This window comes from Paractinoplanes ferrugineus (assembly GCF_016862195.1).
Classification (GTDB): Bacteria; Actinomycetota; Actinomycetes; order Mycobacteriales; family Micromonosporaceae; genus Actinoplanes; species Actinoplanes ferrugineus.
Genome location: NZ_BOMM01000039.1, coordinates 119675 through 139175 on the forward strand (window position 1 = coordinate 119675; position 19501 = coordinate 139175).

The following is a 19501-nucleotide window of genomic DNA, read 5'->3' on the forward strand; positions in this document are numbered from 1 at the left end:
GCCGGCCTTCCGGGCCGGCTCCTCGCTTGTCCGGCGGGATGTCGTTGATTCCTTATTTTGGTTTGGGTCTTTGGTGCGCTGTCGTCGAGCGCACCACCTGTAGAGCGTCCTAGGATGGAGATTTGGTTACTGCGTCTTCGCTCACGTGGCGGGACTGGCCGGCGATAGTCCGGGACGGGCAGTTGCACAATGGGCGGCGTGCCGCGACCTTCGTCCAGTTCCCCGCCGATCCGGCACACCGCCGATCCTGGTCAGACCCGTGCCGACCTCGCCGAAGTTCGCGCTGAACTGCTGGAACGCTATGACGCCGAGCTGCCCGGAGCGCGCGCCTCGGTGATGGGGCGGCTGCTCGGAGCGCTCGACCGCGAGCCCCTGCCCGGTCTGATCTCGCGGCGTGATGGCGAAGTGTCCTTCCCCGGGGTGACGGTTCGGTATCCGCGGGAAGCGGCGGCGGCCTTCGCTGTGGCGCACGCCGGGCTGATCGTGCGGGTGCGGGCCGGCAACAGGCCTGCTGACCAGGCCGGCTCGAACCAGGTCGGCTCGGACCGGGACGGCTCGGACCGGGACGGGGAGCCGGGAGCGGTCCTGTCCGACCCGGCGACGCTGGTGCGGGTGCTGTGGCCAGGCAGCGACCTCGCCGCCGAGATCGACAACAGTGTCGCCAACATGGCGCTCGCCCGGGCCGCCCGCACCGTGCGGCAACTGCCGCGAGCCGGCGATCCGGACGGGCTCGCGCGGGCCGAACAGTCCATCGTCGACGGGCATCCGCTGCACCCGTGTGCGCGGACCCGGGGCGGGATGAGCGTGGCCGACGTCCTTGCCTATGCCCCCGAGCACTCCCCCGTCTTCCGGCTGCGACGGCTGCGGGTTCCGGCGGACCGCTGGTACGGCGGCGCCGAGCCGATCCTGCTCGCCCACCCGTGGCAGGCCGACCACCTCCGCGACCGCTATCCGTGGCTCGGCGACGACGGGGAGACATCGCCGGTGCGGCCGCTCATGTCGTTGCGCACGGTCGTGCCGGTGGGCGGGGGGCCGCACTTGAAGACGGCGGTCGACGTGCAGATGACCTCGGCCGTCCGCACCGTGTCACCGGCGGCCGTGCACAACGGGCCGGTGCTGTCCCGGCTGCTCCGGCGCGTCCTGGCCGACCTGCCCATCGACGTGCTGGCCGAGACCGGCGCCGGGGCCGTACTCGTCGACGGGCAGCCGCAGCGGCACCTGGCCTACCTGACCCGGGAGGCGCCGCGCTTCGCCCACGGGGAGACAGTCGTGCCGCTCGCCCTGTACGGGGCGTCGGAGCTGCTGTTGTCGACGGTGCCCGACCCGTACGACTTCATGGGCCGGCTCGCCAGTTTGCTCTTCGCGCCGCTGGTGAGCGTGCTCGACCGCGGGATCGCCCTGGAGGCGCACGGGCAGAACACCCTCGTCGTGCTGCGCGACCACCGGCCCACCCGGATCCTCTACCGCGACCTCGGTGGCGTGCGCGTGAGCGGGCGCCGGCTCGGCGCGGCCGGGATCGAGGTGCCGCGGCTGATCGGTGACCTGCCCACCGACGACCCCCAGGTGCTGCGCACCAAACTGTCGGCGGCCGCGTTCGGCACGGTCGCCGCCGAGCTGGTCGCCGCCCTGACCCGGCACCACGGCGCCGACCCGCAACGGCTGTGGGCCATCGTCGCCGCCGCCGTCCGGGACACCGGCACCAGCGACGCCGAGCATCTTCTGCGCGACCCGCTGCCGGTCAAGGCGACCACGGCGATGCGCCTCGCCGCCGATCAGCTCGACGACATCTGGGCCTACCTCGACAACCCCATGGCGGAGCACGCATGACGCGCAGCATCTCCCCGGAACGCCTCGCCCACACCGAAGCCGCCCTGGCCGTCCACGCACCGTCACTGCTCGACGGATTTCTCGCCGCTCTCCCGGTGGCCGCCGACGTGGTCGGCAGGCGGCTGCGCGGTGCGCTTGTCCGGGAGGGTATCCGCGACATGGGGCCCGGGGACAGCCACGCGTTCGGCCGGGTCGAATATCCGACCTCGGGCGTCGGCGACCCGGTGGACCTGCTCGACGGGATCGAGGCCCCCGGGTTCGCGGCCGAGTTGCGCAACGCCGTGCTCAACCTGGCGATCGCGATGGCCCGGCCACCGGCCGAGATCGGCGACGGCCCGGATTGGCAGGCGATCGGGTTGGAACGCCTTGCCGTCGCGGGACATAACTTGCATCCCTGCGGACGCACCAGGCTCGGGTGGGACACGGGCGATGTCCTCGCCTACGACCTGGAGACACCACTGACCTCGGTCGGGTTCGTGGCCGTCCGCGACGAGCTGCACCTCGGTGAGGCGCTCTGGCCGCAGGTGCAGGCACCGGCCGGCTACACGGTCCAGCCGGTCCACCGCTGGCAGCGGGACATGGTCATTCCCGTCCGCTACGCGGCCATGCTGAACGACGGGTCGTTGAAGATCCTGGGAGACGAAGTACGCGCCGTGCCGACAGCCGCTCTGCGGACGCTGCTGCTGCCGGACACCGGTGAATACCTGAAGGTGTCGCTCGACATCCAGGTCACCTCGACACGACGCAGCATCAGCGTGGCCAGCACCCGCAACGGACCGGCCGTCTCGCAGCTGCTGCACCGGCTCGCCGCCGACGACCCCGACGGCCACCGGCTGCTGCTGATGTCCGAGACGGCGGGCGCGGCGGTGCCGGTCGGGTCCGGACGGGACATGTCGGCGATCCGCCGCGACGGCCTGGCCGGCCGATTGGAGCCGGGCGAACGGGCCATCCCGGGCGGGGCCCTGCCGTTCCTGCTCGACAAGCTCGTCGTGGGTGACCCGGCGGTGTGGTTGCGGGAGTACGCGGAATTGCTGCTTCCGCCGCTCATGCGGCTGACCGCCCGCGGTGTCGGTCTGGAGGCGCACCTGCAGAACTGCCTGCCCACGTTCATCGACGGCCGGCCGCACCGGCTTGCCCTGCGCGACTTCGCCGGCCTACGCCTGCACCTGCCCCGCCTGGCCGCCGCGGGACATGACATCAGTCTGTGGCCGGGTTCGGTGGTGGGTACCGACGACGTCGAGGTGATGCGGGCGAAGATCGGCTACACGCTGTTCCAGGCCCACCTGGGTGAGATCGTGCTGCGGCTCGACATCGACGAGGCGCAGGCGTGGCGGATCATCCGCGAGGTCCTCGACTCGTGCTGCACGGGCGACGACCATGCCGCCTTCACGGCGCCGACGGTGCCGCACAAGGCCCTGGTCCGCATGCGCCTGGCCGGTGCGGGCGACATCTACATCCCGGTCCGGAACCCCCTGCATGGGAACTGACACCGCCCACGCCGACCTGCTGCGCGGGCTGAACAAGCCGGTCTGCGCCTACGTATACGACACCGGGGCGTTGCGGGACCGGGTCGCCGAGGTACGGGCGGCCCTGCCGAGCCGGGCCACGCTGCTGTATGCCGTCAAAGCGAACGGACACCCGGAGGTCGTCCGGACCATGGCGGCCGCCTGCGACGGGCTCGAAGTCGCCTCCGGCGGCGAGCTGGACCTGGCGCGAGCGGCGGGCGCGCGGCGGATCGTCTTCGGCGGGCCCGGCAAGACCGACGCCGAACTCGCCGCGGCGATCGAGTCCGGGGCGCTGATCAACGCGGAGAGCGAGCACGAGCTGCGGCGGATCGCCGCCCTCGGCGACGAACCCACGGTGTGCCTGCGAGTCAACCGGGCGCACGGCGGGCTGCGCGGCAGTCACGCCATGACCGGCACGCCGACCCCGTTCGGGATAGACGAAACCCAACTCAAGAAGATCCCCGGTGTCCGCGTCATCGGCTTCCACCTGCACGCCGTCTCCAACAACATGGACGGCGACGCCCACGCCGCCTTCGTCACCGACGCCCTCACCTGGTCGGCGGACACGGCCCGCGCCCTCGGCATCGACCTCCAGGTGGTCAACGTCGGCGGGGGCTTCGGCGTCGACTACCTGTCCGCCGCGCGAATGGACCTCACTGCCCTGCACACCGTCGACGTGCCCGACGGCATCGACCTCATCTTCGAGCCCGGCCGCTACCTCGCCGCCGACGCCGGTTGGTACGCCACCGAGGTGCTCGACCTGAAAACCACGCACGGGCGGACCTTCGCGGTCCTGCGTGGCGGCACCCACCACTTCCGGCTCCCCGCCGCCTGGGGTTACAGCCACCCGTTCACCGTCGTCCCGGTCGACGAATGGCCGCACCCCTACCCCCGCCCGGAAGTCCGCGACACCGAGGTCGACGCGGTCGGCGAGCTGTGCACCCCCCGCGACGTCCTCGCCCGCGCCCGGCACGTCGAGCGACTGCGGGCCGGCGACATCCTGGTCTTCGCCCGAACCGGCGCCTACGGCTGGGACATCTCGCACCACGAGTTCCTTCGTCACGACCCGCCCGAGTTCGTGCTCACCCGGCCCGGCAGTCAACCGATCGGTGGAGTCGCTCCACCGATCCACCGGTCCCGCTGATCCACCGGCCGCCCGGGAGATCGGGTGATCCGCGGGGCCTGCCCGCACGGCGAAGCTGACTCCTGTCAGCGAAGACCGGCGGAAGCAGGACGGCATGAGTGCATCAGTCATCGAGGTGGAGCACCTCCACAAGGCGTACGGCACAACGGTCGCGGTCGACGACGTCTCGTTCACCGTCGGGCCGGGTGAGATCTTCGGCATCCTCGGCCGTAACGGCGCCGGCAAGACCACCACCGTCGAGTGCCTGATCGGGCTCCGCACCCCGGATCGCGGCCGGATTCGGGTGCTGGGCCGCGACCCGCACCGCGACCATGAGGAACTGACCCGCCGGGTCGGCGTGCAACTGCAGGACGGCCAACTGCCCGACCGGCTCCGGGTCGGCGAGGCGATGCGCCTCTACCAGTCGTTCTATCCGGACCCCGCCGACGCGAAAGAACTGCTCGCGCAGCTCGGACTCAAGGGACGGGAGAAAACCCCGTACGCGAAGCTGTCCGGAGGTCAGAAACAACGGCTCTCCATCGCGCTGGCCCTGATCGGGCGCCCCCGCATCGCCGTGCTCGACGAGCTCACCACCGGACTCGACCCGCACGCCCGCCGCGACACCTGGGACCTCATCTCCGAAGTACGGGACCAGGGAGTCACGATCCTGCTCGTCACCCACTTCATGCCCGAGGCCGAACGGCTCTGCGACCGCGTCGCGGTGATCCACGACGGCCGGGTGCTGGTCGCCGGCACCCCCGCCGAACTGACCGCGAACGAAGGCCAGCCCACCCTCGAAGACGCTTTCGTCACCCTCACCGGGAGGACCGCATGACCACCCTGACCCTCATCGAGCTGCGCCTGTTCCTGCGCGAGAAAGCTGGTCCGGCCTTCGGCGTCGGACTGCCTCTGATCCTGCTGATCATCTTCGGCAACCTCCCGTTCTACCGCGAACGCCGCGACGACCTCGGCGGCCTGACACTGCTCGACGTCTACGTACCGATCCTGATCGCCTTCGTCCTCGCCATGCTCGCCCTCAACGTCCTACCGGCCGTGCTCGCCGGCTACCGCGAGAAAGGCGTTCTGCGGCGGCTGCGCACCACCCCCGTCGGCCCCGCCCGGGTCCTCGCCGCCCAACTGATCATCACGCTGCTCACCGCCGCCGTCTCGGTCACCACCGTCCTTCTCACCGCCCGGCTCGCGTACGGCGTAGCGTTCCCCCGCCAACCAGCCGGTTTCGTCCTCACCACCGTCCTCGCCGCAGTCGCCCTGACCGCGGTCGGCCTGCTCGTCGCCGCGGCCGCACCCGGCGGACGCGCCGCCAACGCCATCGGATCCGCCGTCTTCTACCCCATGGTCTTCCTCGGTGGCCTGTTCCTGCCGATCCAGACCATGCCCGCCGTCCTGCGCCACGTCAGCCAGGCCACCCCCATGGGCGCCGCCGTGACCGCCATGCAGGACACCACCAGCGGCCACTGGCCCCACTGGCTCGCCCTGATCACGATGGTCTTGTGGGCGGGCGGCGCAGCCCTGGCAGCGGCTAAATTGTTCCGCTGGGAATAGGAGCGGAAATGCAGAGTTGGCAGATGACCGGGCCGGCCGCCTGGGAGCAGCGCCTCAAACCACTGGTGACCGTGGTCCCCTACGTCCTGCTCGCCGCCCTGGCCGTCCTGACCGTGTTCCTCAAACGCGACTACGCCCTTGATCTCGCCCTCTGCGCGATTGCCGCACTGTGGATCCTCGTCATGTTCACCCTGAATCTCGGCAAACCCGAGGTGTTCCTGACCGGTCTCATCCTCTTCGGCCTCGTCATGGCGATCCGGATGCCCTGGTTCGGCTTCTTCAGCCCCGCCCTCTACTTCTACGCCTACCGGATCATCGGCTGGCCCCGCGAACTGTTCTTCGTCGCCGGTGCCGCCGTGGTCGCCGGCACCGCCCAGGCGACCGGCCTGGACTACCACACCTGGACCGGCATCCTCTCCCGGATCGCCGTCATCCTCGCCAACGTCGTACCGATGTGCATGCTCGCCTGGATAGGCCGCGTCGGCGAGCGCTACTACAGCCGGCTCACCGCGGCCCAGCAGGAGAACGAAGCCCTCGCCCGCCGGGCCGGCGTCCTCGACGAAAGGGCCCGCATGGCCCGCGAGATCCACGACACCCTCGCCCAGGGCCTCACCGGAATCATCACCCAGCTGCAAGCGGCCGAGGACTCCGACGACTGGCGCCGCCACCACCGCGCAGCCGTCGCCCTCGCCCGGGAAAGCCTCACCGAAGCGCGCCGGTCGGTGAACGAACTGCGCCCCGAGCCACTCGAGACCGGCCGCCTCGCCGACGCGATCACCGACGTCGCCGCCACCTGGTCCGCCCGCGTGCGCATCCCCACCCAGTTCACCGTCACCGGCGACACCCGCACCCTGCCCCCGGAAGCCGAAGTGGCCCTGCTGCGCACCGCCCAGGAAGCCCTCGCCAACGTCGCCAAGCACGCCGGCCACGCCACCCGCGTCGGCCTCACTCTGTCCTACATGGACAACCAGACCGCCCTCGACGTCCGTGACGACGGTCCCGGCTTCGACCCCTCCACCACCAACGGCGGCTTCGGCCTCGAAGCGATGCGACAACGAATCGAAGCCCTGCACGGCACCCTCCAGATCGAAACCGAAACAGGCGGCGGAACCGGCATCTCGGCCTGCCTGCCCGCGGAAAGGCCGCTGAGTTGAAAACCCCGATCACCCTGCTCATCGCCGACGACCACCCGGTCGTCCGCGACGGCCTCAGCAGCATGTTCGCCCGCAACCCCGAGTTCACCGTGGTCGGCGAGGCCGCCGACGGCGCCGAAGCGATCCGCATGGCCGAAACCCTCACCCCCGACGTCATCCTCATGGACCTGCGGATGGCCGGCATGGACGGCGTCACCGCCATCGGCGAACTCACCCGGCGCGGCGTCAAGAGCCACATCCTGGTGCTGACCACCTACGACACCGACAGCCACGTGCTACCCGCCATCGAGGCCGGCGCCACCGGTTACCTGCTCAAGGACGCGCCCCGAGACGAACTGCTGCGCGCCGTGCGATCAGCCGCCCGCGGCGAGGTCACCCTCTCCCCCTCCGTGGCCGCCCGCCTGATGAACCGTCTGCGCACCCCCGCACCCACCACGGGCCCGCTCAGCGAACGCGAACTCGAAGTGCTGCGCCTCGTCGCCGCCGGACACACCAACCGCGACGCCGCCAGGAAACTCTTCATCACCGAGGCGACGGTCAAGACCCACCTGATCAACATCTACGCCAAGCTGGAGGTCAACGACCGCGCCTCGGCCGTCGCCGAGGGCTACAACCGCGGCCTGCTCGGCGCCCGTTAGTTCCCGACGCCGAGCGCCGACATGAACGCCGCCGGATAACGATCGCCGCGCGCCGATCCCTTCGGCACCGCCTTCTCGATCTCCGTCAGATCATCGGCGGACAGCTCCACCTCCAGCGCCGGCAACGCCTCCGCCAGCCTCTCCCGGGTGCGCGCACCCACCAGCGGCACGATCCCCGCGCCCTGCGCCGCCACCCAGGCGATAGCCAGCTGCGCCACCGAACAACCCTTCGCCCCGGCAACCCGACGCAACGCCTCCGCCAGGGCCAGGTTGTGCCCGGCATTCTCCGCCGAGAACCGCGGACTGTGATTACGCGGATCATCGGCCCGCCCCGGCGCCCAGTTCCCCGAGAGCAGACCCCGACCGAGCACACCGTAGGCGGTCATGCCGATCCCGAGCTCCCGCAACGTCGGCAGAACCTCCGCCTCCACCGCCCGCGACAACAACGAATACTCGATCTGCAGATCGGCGATCGGGTGCACGGCATGCGCCCGCCGAACGGTTTCCGCATCGACCTCCGACAGGCCCACATAGCGCACGTAACCCGCGTCGATCATCTCCTTGATCGCCCCCACCGTCTCCTCCACCGGCACCGACCGGTCGAGACGAGCCGGCCGGTAGATGTCGATGTGATCCACACCCAGCCGCGTCAGCGAATAGCTCAGGAAGTTCTTCACCGACTCCGGCCGGCTGTCCTGACCGGCGAACCGCATGCCCGGCCCCACCTGCTGCCCGAACTTCACACTCAACAGGTAACCCGACCGGTCCCGCCCGCGCAGCGCCTCATTGAGCAGCAGCTCGTTGTGGCCCATCCCGTAGAAGTCGCCCGTGTCGATCAGGGTGACCCCCGCATCCAGCGCGGCATGCACCGTAGCGATGCTCTCGCCCCGATCCGCCGGCCCATAGGTCCCCGACATGCTCATCGCTCCCAGCCCCAAAGCCGAAACCACCGGGCCCGCGTCTCCCAAAGTGCGTGTCTGCATCGTTGCTCTCCCTCGTCGTCGTTCTCGCCACCAACCGTGCAACGGTCGGACCGGCCGCGGGAGAGGAGCGGCCATCGTAGGAGCGCCGCTCCTAGTCTCAGGGCCCAAGAAGCCTCAACGTAGGAGCAACGCTCCCTGTCTCCCGACCCCACAACAAGGCAGCATGAAGACATGCAACGCCAGCAGCTAGCCGACTTCCTGCGCCGCCGACGCGGGGCCGTCCGCCCGAGCATGGTGGGCATCGCCCCCGGCCCGCGCCGCCGGCTGGCCGGGCTGCGCCGCGAAGAGGTCGCCGGGCTCGCCGGCATGTCCACCGACTATGTCACCCGCCTCGAACAGGGCCGGTCCAGCCAGCCGTCGGTGCAGGTGCTCGCCGCCCTCGCCCGCGCCCTACGGCTGACCGACGACGAACGGGACCACCTCTTCCACCTCGCCGGCCACCAGCCGCCCCTGGCCGACAGCGCCTCCCGCCTGGCCCGCGCCGGCCTGATCCGCATGCTCGACCTCGTCGGCAACAACCCGGCAATGGTCCTGTCCGACCTCGGCGAGGTGCTGGCGCAGAACCAGGCGTCGATCCTGCTGACCGGCAACAACACCGGCCTCAGCGGCGACTCGCGCTACGTCGCCTACCGCTTCTTCACCGATCCGGCCCTGCGCGACCTGCACCCGCACGCGGAATGGGAACGCCACGCCCGTCAGCAGGTCGCCGACCTGCGCGCGGTGGCCGGCCGCCGCCCCGACGACCCGGCCGTCACCGGGCTTGTCAAACGCCTGCAGCAGGCGAGTCCCGACTTCCGCCGGCTGTGGGCCGAGCACGAGGTCGCGGTCCGCCGGGCCGACCGCAAGACGTTCGTCAACTCGCGCGTCGGCCCCATCACGATGGACTGCGAAACGCTTGTGACTCCCGACCTGCGGCAGCAGCTCCTGGTCCTGACCCCGGCCGATGAGGACTCGCAGGAGAGGCTGGCACTGCTCCTGGTGCTCGCCTGGGAGGCCTTCCCGGTCGAGCACGAGCCAGAAGGCTTCGATTTCACCGGAAACGCCCATGTCACGGGGTAAACATGATCTCCGGGCGTGCGGGATCGGCCAGATCCGGGTCCTGGGTCGCGAACGCCTTCCGCAGGCTGTCCCACCCACCGGTGCGCAACATAGCGGCCTCGCCGGTGGTGATCGGCACCAGCCAGGCGAAGATCGCCGGCACATCCTCCTCGAGCCGGCACACCTCGAACTTCTCCGGCATCCAGTGCGGGCTGATCGCCACGAGCGCCGTCGCCCGGCTCCCGGGGAACACCGGACCGCGCGGCCCGATCAGTTCGGCGTGCCGCAGCGCCGCTCGCCGATCCACCATCTGACCGGCGAGCTGGAAGAGCAGTCCGACCGCATCGGCCGCATGGTCGTTGCGCACGTGCATCATCAGTTCCTGATGCATCGCCTCGCCGCCCGGCAGCGCGAGGTGCCGTCGCGAAAGGCCAAGCGTCACGAGGGTGGTGACGCCGCCCCAGGGCGAGTCCGGAAACCAGGCCACCTGCACGCCTCGGGGAGTCGACTCGTCCCCCGAGCTGCCGCCGGCCATGGGCCCGAGATACGACTCAAGGTGCTCGATCAACTTGGCCACCCGACGATCATGCCCGACGACGCGGGCACCGCCCCCACGAGAGGCGGCGCCCGCGGTCCCCTCGTGCATGGGGAAGGTCACCGCCGAAAACACTAGGCGCACCCCTGGCAGCGCGCGTCGGTCGCAAGGCCGACCCGAAACGGGTTCGCCCGTCCGGCCAGTTATCAGCGTTTCGCTTCGGCGGCGTCTTGGTCCCGCCCCGCCGAGGCGACCGCGCAAGCGGCGGCGAGACCGCATCCCCTAAGCCGGGGCCATCCCGCAAGCCCGGGGCCATCCCCCAGACCGGCGACACCCCCAGCCGGGCCGGCTCAAGATCCCGCGGCCCGAGCTGCCGCCCGGCAGGACCGGGCAGGACCGGGCAGGACCGGGCAGGACCGGGCAGGACCGGGCAGGACCGGGCAGGACCGGGCAGGACCGGCAAGAGCGGGCAAGAGCGGGCAGAAGCCCGCAGGACCGTGGGTGGGCGGCGACGGCGGCGGGATGTCCGTAGGAGCGGGCAGAAGCCGGCGGGCGGTCGGAGGGAGGCCGCTGAGGCCGACGGAAGGCGCAGAGCTGAGCGTGCGCGGCTGAAGCACCGCTCACCCATCTGCCGGCGAAGTCGGTGAAGTCGGTGAAGTGCCAGGTGAAGGCCTGCGGCGTGATGGCTCTCGACGGGCTGGGCCATCCCCGCTTGCCGGTTTCTAGGCGACTTCAGTGGCGGCGAGCACCGCGTGTAGAGCGTCCTAGGAAGATCAGTGTTCGGTGGGGGCCGAAGTGAGCATGCGACATGATCGGGGGCATGGATGGGGCGGAGGATCTCGCGGCGTGGGCCGGGCTACTTGCCGACCGGACTCGGGCGTCCTTCTGCCTTGCGCTGCTTGACGGGCGGGCCTGGACTGTCGGGGAGCTCGCCAAGCACGCCGGGGTGGCGATTTCGACGGCCAGCGAGCACGCCGACCGGCTGGTCCGGGGTGGGTTGCTGGCTCAGCGGCGGCAAGGGCGGCACCGCTATCTTCAACTGGCAAGCCCGCAGGTGGCGGTGCTGATCGAGACGGTGGCCTCGACGCCTCGGAGGGCCGCCCCAGTCGTGACGACACTGGCGGCGGCGCACAAAAGGCAGAACCTGGCGTTCGCGCGCACCTGTTACGACCACCTTGCGGGCTATCTGGGGGTGGCTGTCGCGGACGCGCTGGCCGGGAACGGGTTCGTCACGCGTACCCGGGGATTGGCCTTGACCTCGCGGGGCATCGCCTGGCTCGGGTCACTCGGGGTGTTCCTGGACGGGGCGGGGCGGCGGCCGGTCCTCCGTGAGTGCCTCGACTGGACCGAGCGGCGCAGTCACCTCGCCGGCGTGGCGGGCGCGGAGATCTGCCGGCACGCGTTCGAGGCCGGGTGGATCGTGCGGATCGGCAGCGGGCGCGCCGTCAAGGTCACGGCGGCCGGGGAGGAGGCGTTCGCGGAGCAGCTCGGAATCGTTATCGACCCTGCGGGGACGGGCTCACCCGGCGCAGCTCACGCAGTGCTTGCCGCCGCACGTCGCCGGTGAGGGTGTCGATGTAGAGGCGGCCGGCCAGGTGGTCGGTCTCATGCTGCAGTGCCCTGGCGAGGAAGCCGGTGCCCTCGATCACCAGTGGCTCGCCGTGCTGGTCGAAGCCGTGCGCGGTGACCGACATGGCCCGTTTCGTCAGGAAGCCCAGGCCGGGCAGGGACAGGCAGGCCTCGTCGTCCTCCTGCTCGCCCTCGAGGTTGCTCAGGACCGGGTTGATCATGTGGCCGACCTGGCCCGCGACGTTGAAGGAGAAGGCGCGGACGCTGACGCCGATCTGCGGGGCGGCGACGCCGGCACGGCCCGCCACCCGCACCGAATCCTCGAGGTCGGCGACGAGGTCGCGCAACTCCTTGTCGAAAGCGGTGACCGGGTCGCACTCGGTGCGCAGGACAGGGTCGCCGTAGATGCGGATCGGCCGGACGGTCATGACCAGGAGCGTAATCGGTCGTTACCTAGCCGGCGAAGAGGGCGAGCTGGTCGGCGGCGAGAAGTTCACGCAGTTTGGTGAGCGAGCGCCGGGTCTGGCTCTTCACCACGCTGACCGGCAACTCCAGCACGTCGGCGACCTGGTCGACACTGTAGTCCTCGAAATAGCGCAGGATCACGATCGCCCGGTCCCGCGCCGACAGCCGGCCGAGGGCGTCGAGCATGGTCAGCCGCAGTTCCGGGTTCTCCCGATAGGCCGGTTCGTGCAGCACACCCGGGGTCGACTCGGTCGACGAGCGGCGCCGGCGGTGATCGAGGTAGGCGCGCAGGAGGATCTTCTGGGCGTACGCCGTGAGGTTCTCCGCCTGCACGGCCCGGCGCCAGCTCAGGAACAGTTTCGTGAGCGCGGTCTGGGTCAGGTCCTGGGCGAGATGCCAGTCGCGGCACAGCATGAACGCGGTGTTGCGCAGGCGCTCGGCGTGCGCGTTGGCGAACTCGGCGAATTCCTCGTCGTCGGTCATTCGGCCGCCACCGGCACCCGGTCGAAGCGTTCGGCGGCCTCCGCGACCAGTTGCCGGTCCATCGTGACGCCCCAGCGCGGGTCGGTGGCCAGCATGACCGCCTGGTCGGCGGTCAGCGCGGCGCGGCTCGGCTCGGCGCCGGCGAGGCAGGTGGGCACGTCGACCTCGACGAGCGTGCCGTCCGGCCACTCGGCGTCGACGGTCAGCGCGGTCAGGCAGTTGTCCGGATCGTGGGTGATCAGCACGGTGGCCATGCCGCCGCGGGACGACTCGTCGCCGAAGGGAGAGTTCTTGGCGACGGCGACCCGCACCATCGCCGACCCGCGGCCGTCGTCCACGTACAACTGCACCCGGAGATCATCGTCCGGCGCGATGCCGAGATGACTCGTCCGTCCGGGTGGTAGAAGCTGGGTCAGTAGGTGAAGCATCGCCGCTGAAGTCGCTTTCGTACGGGATCCGACGGCACCCGCGGTGCCACTGTGGATCGTCAACGTACGCGCCTCGAGCGCCGGGATCGGGGCCGCCGTTCCGGGTGGCACGCTTTGGGGAGAAAGCGCTTCCCGCTGCGTCACCAGTGGGTCACCGAGCATGACGGCGCCGCTGCCGAGCACGGCGATCAGGGCGGCAATCGACCCGAGAAGGGTCAGACGTCGCTTTCGCCGCAAACGCCGCCCGTCGCGGATCGCGGTGCCGACCACGTCACCCAGTGGCGGTGGGCGCTCGGCGTTCAGCTCCGCCTCGAACCACGCCCGCAGATCTTCCGTCAACCCGGCACCCCTTCCTACAGGCAAGGACGGGGTGAGCGTGCTCGCTGGTGACACCCGTCCCCGAGAAGAGTTACGGGCGACGGCGGCCGGCCGGACCAATTCTGTCGCACCCCACGGGCAAACTGAGTTCCGTGCCGAAGACGCAGTACTACACCGCCACCACCATCGACGGCTACATCGCCGATCCCGACAATTCGCTCGAGTGGCTGTTCGCGGTCGACGACGGCCAGACAGCCGAGTCGGGCGGCGACGGCCAGGCAGCCGAGTCGGGCGGTGACGGGCGGGCGGACGCGTCGGGCGGTGACGGGCGGGCGGACGAGTCGGGTGCCACCCCGTTCGGCACGTTCTTCGCCGAGGTGGGCGCCTTCGTCATGGGCTCGACGACCTACGAGTGGGTGCTCGAGCACGACAAACTGCTCGAGACTCCCGCGAAGTGGCAGGAGTACTACCAGGACGTGCCCGCGTGGGTGTTCACCCATCGCGAGCTGCCGCCGATTCCCGGGGCCGCGCTGACCTTCGTCCGCGGCGACGTGCGGCCGGTCCATGCGGCGATGACCGCGGCGGCCGGCGGCAGGAACCTCTGGGTGGTCGGCGGCGGTGAGCTGGCGGGCGCGTTCGCCGACGCGGGCCTGCTCGACGAGCTGATCCTCGGGGTGGCGCCGGCGACGCTGGGGGCGGGGGCACCACTGCTCCCCCGCCGCCTCACCTCGTCCCGGCTCACCCTGACGTCGGTGGCACAGCGGGGCCAGTTCGCCTACCTGACCTATTCGCTGGGGGCGCCGAAGCCCTGACCTCAAGACCGACCCGGCCGAAGCGGGCAGACCGGCCGGCGGCACGACGAAGATCTTCACCACGAGGGCGGCAAGAGGCGGTCAGGGCAGGGGCCGGCCAGGGCGGCTCGGATCGGGGCGGCCTTGGCGGCGGCCTCGGCCACTTCGGCTGCCGGGTCGCTGTCCCAGGTGATGCCGCCGCCCGCCCAGGCGTGCACGCGGGTGCCGTCGACGGCCACGGTGCGGATGCTCAGGCCCAGGTCGATGTGGTCGGGGCCGATCCAGCCGACGGCGCCCATGCTCACCCCGCGGCCGACCGGCTCGAGGGCGTCGATCTCGGCCAGGGCGGCGCGCTTCGGCGCGCCGGTGACCGAGCCGCCCGGGCAGACGGCGCGGAGCAGGTCGGCGAGGTCGAGGTCGCCGGTGATCGGGGCGGAGACGACCGATTCGGCCTGCCAGAGGTTCACCCATCGGCGTACGGCGAACAGCTCGTCGACCGTCACCGGGCCGACCCCGGGCAGCCGGGCCAGGTCGTTGCGTTCCAGGTCGACGATCATCACGTGTTCGGCGCGTTCCTTGGCCGAGGCGAGCAGCTCACGCCGGCCCAGCGCGGTCGCCGGGCGGGTCCCCTTGATCGGCCGGGTGATCACCCGGCCGTCGCGGACCTCCACGAGGGTCTCCGGGGACGCGGTCGCCAGCGCCCACCCCCGGCCCGCCAGGACGCCCCCGTAGCGGGCCCCGGGCAGCTCCGCGACCCGGCGCAGGGCGGGGGCGGGATCGCCCCGGTACGGCGCGCCGGCGTGGCCCACGACGTTCACCTGATAGACGTCGCCCCGGCCGATCGCCTCGCGGACCGCGCCGACGGCGGCGGCGTGTTCACGCTCCGTCCAACTCGGGGTCCACTCCCCCAACCAGAACGCATCGGAAACATCCTGTTCAACAGGGCATCGCAAGCCGGCCTCATCATCGGTGCATGAGCCACCACTTGCTCGCCCGGCCCCCGCCGACGGGGAATCGAGTCCGGTGTGAACGTAAACAACGGCGTATACGTCCGGGATTGTCGGCACTGGAGTCGGTGCACCGGCCGGACCGCCCGCCATTACAGAACCGGCGGCCGCGGACACGTAGAGTGCCGCACCACAGACTGTGCCAGCGCCGGTCGGCTGAACCTGGGTAACCGTTCGGCCAATGTTTCGCACGCACAGTCCGTTGTCGGCGAGGAAGTCGGCCACAGACTTCGCAGGGTCACCACCGTCACAGTTGAACCATTCGAACGACGTTAACGCACGGTGACGGCCCTGGCAGGACGCCGGAGCAGCCGGCGGCGGGCCCGAAGGAGGTGTCCGGAAGTGGTCGGCAAAGCGGGTTTCGTGGACCATTCGAAGCGAGGATTCTTTCAATGGGACGCCGTCACCCGGTCGATCCAAGTTCGTTCCGATTGAGGTAACGTCCGTCACCGTCGTTGTGAATCGTCACACATAGCCCCCCGACCGGAGACCCCCGATGTGCCAGCACCAACTGACTTGTCCCAGCGCCGACGCAGTCGACCGCGAAGCGGCCCGCGTCCTCGTCGCCTTTCCCGAGCAAGGCTGGAGCCTGCTCTGCAACGGCGTGATCGTCTTCGAGGACACCGGTGAGATCCTGCCCGACGGCACGATCCTCGAACCGCACCGCGGCCCCGCCCGCCACGCCCTCGCGGCCTGACCGGGACGGACCCGCCGAGACGGCACCGTCGCCGCCCGGCCTGAGCCAGCCGCCGCTACCGAGCGTAGCCGCGTGACTCTTCAGCTCAATGCCGAGCATCACTGACCGTTCCCTTCTGGACCCCGCGAACAACGACGACTTGCGGCGGGCGCCGATCCCTCGCGCCCGAAACCGACCCCGCGCCCCACAAACCGCATGTTCTGCCGCCCGCGCCGCGGATCGCTCCGCGACCATCAACGCGTCGACGCTACCGTGGCGCCGCGTGCGGCAGCCGGAACGGGAGCCCGGCCGAACCATGGCCGGGCTCCCGTTCTCCGTGTCCGGGCGAGTTCTCGGTGTCCGGGCGAGTTCTCCGGGTCCGGGCGAGCCGGACTCAGTCCTCGAAGGCCTCCGGGGCGGGGCAGGAGCAGACCAGGTTGCGGTCGCCGTAGGCGCCGTCGATGCGGCGCACCGGCGGCCAGTACTTCGCGGTCCGGTCCACGCCCTTGGGGAAACCGGCGATCGAGCGCGGGTACGGGTGGTTCCACTCGTCGGCGGTGACCGCCGCCGCCGTGTGCGGGGCGTTGGCCAGCGGGTTGTCCCCGGCCGGCCACTCGCCCGCGGCGACCTGGTCGATCTCCTCCTTGATCGCGATCATCGCGTCGCAGAAGCGGTCGAGCTCGGTCAGGTCCTCGCTCTCGGTCGGCTCGACCATCAGCGTGCCGGCCACCGGGAACGACATCGTCGGGGCGTGGAAGCCGTAGTCGATGAGCCGCTTCGCGACGTCGTCGACGCTGACTCCGGTCGCCTTGGTGATCGGCCGCAGGTCGAGGATGCACTCGTGGGCGACCAGGCCGCCGGCGCCCGCGTACAGGACCGGGTAGTGGTCGCGCAGCCGGGACGCCACGTAGTTGGCGGTGAGCACGGCCGCGCCGGTCGCGGCGGCCAACCCGTCCGGGCCCATCATCCGCAGGTAGGCCCACGAGATCGGCAGGATGCCGGCCGAGCCGTGGGCGGCGGCCGAGACGGCGTGGTGCTCGCCGGCCAGCACCGGGTCGCCGGGCAGGAAGTCGGCGAGGTGCGCGCGCACCGCGACCGGCCCGACGCCGGGTCCGCCGCCACCGTGCGGGATGCAGAACGTCTTGTGCAGGTTGAGGTGCGAGACGTCGGCGCCGAACTTGCCCGGCTTCGCGTAGCCGACGAGCGCGTTCAGGTTGGCTCCGTCGACGTAGACCTGTCCGCCGGCCTCGTGCACCGCGGCGCACAGGTCCGAGATCGAGGTCTCGTAGACCCCGTGGGTGGACGGGTAGGTGACCATGATCGCCGCCAGCGCATCGCGATGTGCGGCGATCTTGGCGGACAGGTCGGTCATGTCGACGTTGCCGTCGGCGTCGCACGCCACGACCACGACCCGCATGCCGGCCATCACGGCACTTGCCGCGTTCGTCCCGTGCGCGCTCGACGGAATCAGGCACACGTTCCGCTCCAGGTCACCGCGGGAGCGGTGATAACCCCGGATGGCCAGCAGACCGGCCAGCTCACCCTGCGAGCCGGCATTCGGCTGTACGGACACCGCGTCGTACCCGGTGATCTCGGCCAGCCACGCCTCCAGCTGCGAGACCAGGTGCTCGTAGCCCTGCGTCCGGGCGGCCGGGGCGTACGGGTGGATGTCGGCGAACTCGGGCCAGGTCACCGCTTCCATCTCGGTGGTGGCGTTGAGTTTCATCGTGCACGAGCCGAGCGGGATCATGCCCCGGTCCAGCGCGTAGTCCCGGTCCGACAGTTTGCGCAGGTAGCGCAGCATGCTGGTCTCGGAGCGGTGGGTCCGGAACACCGGGTGGGTGAGGAAGTCGGTGGTCCGGCCGAGCGGCTGGGCCCCGCAGGCCGCGGCGGCGGCGACCGGTACGCCGAAGGCCGCGAGCACCGTCTCGACGTGCGCGGCGGTGGTCGTCTCGTCGGTCGCCACCGAGACCCGGTCGGCGTCGACGAGCCGCAGGTCGACGCCGTGCGAAGCGGCCGCGGCCACGATGTCGGCGGCCCGGCCGGGCACGACCGCGGTGACCGTGTCGAAGAACGCGTCGTGCAGGACCGAGATGCCGCCGGCGGTCAGGCTCCCGGCGATCGTCAGCGCGTGCTCGTGGGTCCGCTCGGCGATCCGCCGCAAGCCGTCCGGCCCGTGGTAGACGGCGTACATGCTGGCCATCACGGCCAGCAGGACCTGCGCGGTGCAGATGTTGCTGGTCGCCTTCTCGCGGCGGATGTGCTGTTCGCGGGTCTGCAGGGCGAGCCGGTAGGCGGGTGCGCCGTCCGCGTCCTTGGAGACCCCGACGAGCCGGCCGGGCAGCGAGCGCTCGAGCCCGGCGCGGACGGCCAGGTAACCGGCGTGCGGCCCGCCGAAGCCGAGCGGCACGCCGAAGCGCTGGGTGGTACCGGCCGCGATGTCCGCGCCGATCTCGCCGGGCGCCCGCAGCAGGGTGAGGGCGAGCAGGTCGGCCGCGACCGTGACGAGCGCGCCGGCTTCATGCGCGGCGGCGATGTACGAGGCGTGGTCCCGGACCGCGCCGGAGGCCCCCGGGTATTGCAGGTGCAGGCCGAAGAACTCGGCGGGAAGCGGCTCGCCGGCGTCGAGGTCGACCAGCACGATCCGGATGCCCAGCGGCTCGGCCCGGGTGCGCAGGATCGACAGCGTCTGCGGCAGGGTGTCGCTGTCCACGGCGTACACCTCGGACTTCGCCTTGGCGGAACGGCGCGCGAGCGTCATCGCCTCCGCGACCGCCGTCCCCTCGTCGAGCATCGACGCGTTGGCGGTGGTCAGCCCGGTGAGATCGGTGACCATGGTCTGGAAGTTGAGCAGCGCCTCGAGCCGGCCCTGGCTGATCTCCGGCTGGTACGGCGTGTAGGCGGTGTACCAGGAGGGGTTCTCCAGGACGTTCCGCTTGATCACCGCGGGGGTGTGGGTGCCGTGGTAGCCGAGCCCGATCATCGGGGTGGCGACCACGTTGCGCGCGGCGATCTCGCGCAGCTCGGCGATCGTCTCCTCCTCGGAGGCGGCGGCCGGCAGGTCGAGGGCCTCGGTCCAGCGGATCACCTCGGGGACCGCGGCGTCCATCAGGGCGTCGAGCGACGGGAATCCGATGGCCTTGAGCATGTGGGCCTGCTCGTCCGGATCCGGACCGATGTGCCGGGATGCGAACGTCATGGCGGCTCCTAAAGGAGAGGTCGACAAGGCGGCCTCCCCCTCTGTCACACCCACGCACGGGTATTTCAGAGTCGCGTAGCCCACACGGTCCGTTTGCCTGAGAGGTTCCGGGGAGGATTTGCCCCTTCGGCGCCAGCACTTGACTGGACTCTCCCGCATGGCTGCCCACCAAACTACCAGTGATCTTGGTGAAAACCCC

17 protein-coding genes, 1 pseudogene and 1 riboswitch are annotated in these 19501 nt (G+C 70.9%); of the genes and pseudogenes, 11 read left to right on the forward strand and 7 right to left on the reverse strand.

Annotated features, from left to right (window positions below; all coding sequences use genetic code 11):
- Nucleotides 1-198 precede the first annotated feature (198 nt).
- The 7 genes and pseudogenes from Afe05nite_RS21900 (at nt 199) to Afe05nite_RS21930 (ending at nt 7810) form a co-directional block, all read left to right on the forward strand.
- A complete protein-coding gene (locus Afe05nite_RS21900) occupies nt 199-1827 on the forward strand; it encodes an IucA/IucC family protein (protein ID WP_344222895.1) in 1629 nt (542 codons plus the stop codon).
- Nucleotides 1824-3314: an IucA/IucC family protein gene (locus tag Afe05nite_RS21905; protein WP_203819025.1), complete on the forward strand. Its 1491-nt coding sequence runs from the start codon at nt 1824-1826 to the stop codon at nt 3312-3314. Before Afe05nite_RS21900 ends, Afe05nite_RS21905 begins: the two co-directional genes overlap by 4 nt.
- On the forward strand, nt 3304-4476 hold the full coding sequence (locus Afe05nite_RS21910; RefSeq protein ID WP_203819026.1) for an alanine racemase: 1173 nt from the start codon (nt 3304-3306) through the stop codon (nt 4474-4476). Before Afe05nite_RS21905 ends, Afe05nite_RS21910 begins: the two co-directional genes overlap by 11 nt.
- A gap of 94 nt (nt 4477-4570) precedes the next feature.
- Nucleotides 4571-5230, forward strand: a pseudogene (locus tag Afe05nite_RS21915) (ABC transporter ATP-binding protein); the annotation flags it as partial.
- Between the two features lie 56 nt (nt 5231-5286).
- Complete coding sequence (locus tag Afe05nite_RS21920; RefSeq protein WP_203819028.1) at nt 5287-6018, forward strand: ABC transporter permease; 732 nt, start codon at nt 5287-5289, stop codon at nt 6016-6018.
- A gap of 8 nt (nt 6019-6026) precedes the next feature.
- A complete protein-coding gene (locus Afe05nite_RS21925; protein WP_239118065.1) occupies nt 6027-7172 on the forward strand; it encodes a sensor histidine kinase in 1146 nt (381 codons plus the stop codon).
- The gene (locus Afe05nite_RS21930; protein WP_203819029.1) at nt 7169-7810 is read left to right on the forward strand and encodes a response regulator; all 642 of its coding nucleotides are present in this window, start codon (nt 7169-7171) and stop codon (nt 7808-7810) included. The genes Afe05nite_RS21925 and Afe05nite_RS21930 overlap by 4 nt, the downstream gene beginning before the upstream one ends.
- Here Afe05nite_RS21930 and Afe05nite_RS21935 read toward each other — a convergent pair.
- On the reverse strand, nt 7807-8793 hold the full coding sequence (locus tag Afe05nite_RS21935; protein ID WP_203819030.1) for an aldo/keto reductase: 987 nt from the start codon (nt 8791-8793) through the stop codon (nt 7807-7809). The two genes, Afe05nite_RS21930 and Afe05nite_RS21935, sit on opposite strands and share 4 nt — an antisense overlap.
- 171 nt (nt 8794-8964) lie before the next feature.
- Between Afe05nite_RS21935 and Afe05nite_RS21940 the strand changes: the two genes are divergently transcribed.
- Nucleotides 8965-9852, forward strand: coding sequence for a helix-turn-helix transcriptional regulator (locus Afe05nite_RS21940; RefSeq protein ID WP_203819031.1), 888 nt, complete (start codon nt 8965-8967; stop codon nt 9850-9852).
- Here the strand turns inward: Afe05nite_RS21940 and Afe05nite_RS21945 are convergent.
- On the reverse strand, nt 9842-10501 hold the full coding sequence (locus tag Afe05nite_RS21945) for a suppressor of fused domain protein (RefSeq protein WP_203819032.1): 660 nt from the start codon (nt 10499-10501) through the stop codon (nt 9842-9844). The two genes, Afe05nite_RS21940 and Afe05nite_RS21945, sit on opposite strands and share 11 nt — an antisense overlap.
- Before the next feature lie 676 nt (nt 10502-11177).
- Between Afe05nite_RS21945 and Afe05nite_RS21950 the strand changes: the two genes are divergently transcribed.
- Nucleotides 11178-11933 (forward strand): ArsR/SmtB family transcription factor, encoded by a 756-nt coding sequence (locus Afe05nite_RS21950; protein WP_438868624.1) that lies wholly within the window; start codon nt 11178-11180, stop codon nt 11931-11933.
- On the opposite strand, the gene Afe05nite_RS21955 is transcribed toward Afe05nite_RS21950, so the two are convergent.
- From Afe05nite_RS21955 to Afe05nite_RS21965, 3 genes are read right to left on the reverse strand one after another with little or no spacing between them, the layout of a single operon-like run.
- Nucleotides 11863-12363 (reverse strand): peptide deformylase, encoded by a 501-nt coding sequence (locus Afe05nite_RS21955; protein WP_203819034.1) that lies wholly within the window; start codon nt 12361-12363, stop codon nt 11863-11865. The genes Afe05nite_RS21950 and Afe05nite_RS21955 overlap by 71 nt on opposite strands.
- 25 nt (nt 12364-12388) lie before the next feature.
- Nucleotides 12389-12883 (reverse strand): SigE family RNA polymerase sigma factor, encoded by a 495-nt coding sequence (locus Afe05nite_RS21960; RefSeq protein ID WP_203819035.1) that lies wholly within the window; start codon nt 12881-12883, stop codon nt 12389-12391.
- Nucleotides 12880-13650, reverse strand: a complete 771-nt coding sequence (locus Afe05nite_RS21965) for a hypothetical protein (RefSeq protein ID WP_203819036.1) — start codon at nt 13648-13650, stop codon at nt 12880-12882. The genes Afe05nite_RS21960 and Afe05nite_RS21965 overlap by 4 nt, the downstream gene beginning before the upstream one ends.
- A 131-nt stretch (nt 13651-13781) precedes the next feature.
- Between Afe05nite_RS21965 and Afe05nite_RS21970 the strand changes: the two genes are divergently transcribed.
- Nucleotides 13782-14441, forward strand: a complete 660-nt coding sequence (locus Afe05nite_RS21970) for a dihydrofolate reductase family protein (RefSeq protein ID WP_203819037.1) — start codon at nt 13782-13784, stop codon at nt 14439-14441.
- A 56-nt stretch (nt 14442-14497) separates the two neighbouring features.
- On the opposite strand, the gene Afe05nite_RS21975 is transcribed toward Afe05nite_RS21970, so the two are convergent.
- Entirely contained in the window at nt 14498-15799 is a 1302-nt protein-coding gene (locus tag Afe05nite_RS21975; protein WP_203819038.1) for a chorismate-binding protein, read from the reverse strand.
- A 124-nt stretch (nt 15800-15923) separates the two neighbouring features.
- On the opposite strand from Afe05nite_RS21975, the gene Afe05nite_RS21980 reads away from it, so the two are divergent.
- Entirely contained in the window at nt 15924-16124 is a 201-nt protein-coding gene (locus Afe05nite_RS21980; RefSeq protein WP_203819039.1) for a DUF5999 family protein, read from the forward strand.
- Nucleotides 16125-16497: 373 nt separating this feature from the next.
- On the opposite strand, the gene gcvP is transcribed toward Afe05nite_RS21980, so the two are convergent.
- A complete protein-coding gene (gcvP, locus tag Afe05nite_RS21985) occupies nt 16498-19302 on the reverse strand; it encodes an aminomethyl-transferring glycine dehydrogenase (protein ID WP_203819040.1) in 2805 nt (934 codons plus the stop codon).
- Between the two features lie 75 nt (nt 19303-19377).
- Nucleotides 19378-19468: riboswitch (glycine riboswitch) on the reverse strand.
- Between the last annotated feature and the right edge of the window lie 33 nt (nt 19469-19501).

Bases quoted from the DNA above. Each gene is read 5' to 3' on its own strand.
- Afe05nite_RS21905 (WP_203819025.1), top strand. From the start codon at position 1,824: ATGACGCGCAGCATCTCCCCGGAACGCCTCGCCCACACCGAAGCCGCC.
- Afe05nite_RS21910 (WP_203819026.1), top strand. From the start codon at position 3,304: ATGGGAACTGACACCGCCCACGCCGACCTGCTGCGCGGGCTGAACAAG.
- Afe05nite_RS21920 (WP_203819028.1), top strand. From the start codon at position 5,287: ATGACCACCCTGACCCTCATCGAGCTGCGCCTGTTCCTGCGCGAGAAA.
- Afe05nite_RS21925 (WP_239118065.1), top strand. From the start codon at position 6,027: ATGCAGAGTTGGCAGATGACCGGGCCGGCCGCCTGGGAGCAGCGCCTC.
- Afe05nite_RS21935 (WP_203819030.1), bottom strand. From the start codon at position 8,793: ATGCAGACACGCACTTTGGGAGACGCGGGCCCGGTGGTTTCGGCTTTG.
- Afe05nite_RS21940 (WP_203819031.1), top strand. From the start codon at position 8,965: ATGCAACGCCAGCAGCTAGCCGACTTCCTGCGCCGCCGACGCGGGGCC.
- Afe05nite_RS21955 (WP_203819034.1), bottom strand. From the start codon at position 12,363: ATGACCGTCCGGCCGATCCGCATCTACGGCGACCCTGTCCTGCGCACC.
- Afe05nite_RS21960 (WP_203819035.1), bottom strand. From the start codon at position 12,883: ATGACCGACGACGAGGAATTCGCCGAGTTCGCCAACGCGCACGCCGAG.
- Afe05nite_RS21975 (WP_203819038.1), bottom strand. From the start codon at position 15,799: ATGGTCCACGAAACCCGCTTTGCCGACCACTTCCGGACACCTCCTTCG.
- Afe05nite_RS21980 (WP_203819039.1), top strand. From the start codon at position 15,924: ATGTGCCAGCACCAACTGACTTGTCCCAGCGCCGACGCAGTCGACCGC.
- gcvP (WP_203819040.1), bottom strand. From the start codon at position 19,302: ATGACGTTCGCATCCCGGCACATCGGTCCGGATCCGGACGAGCAGGCC.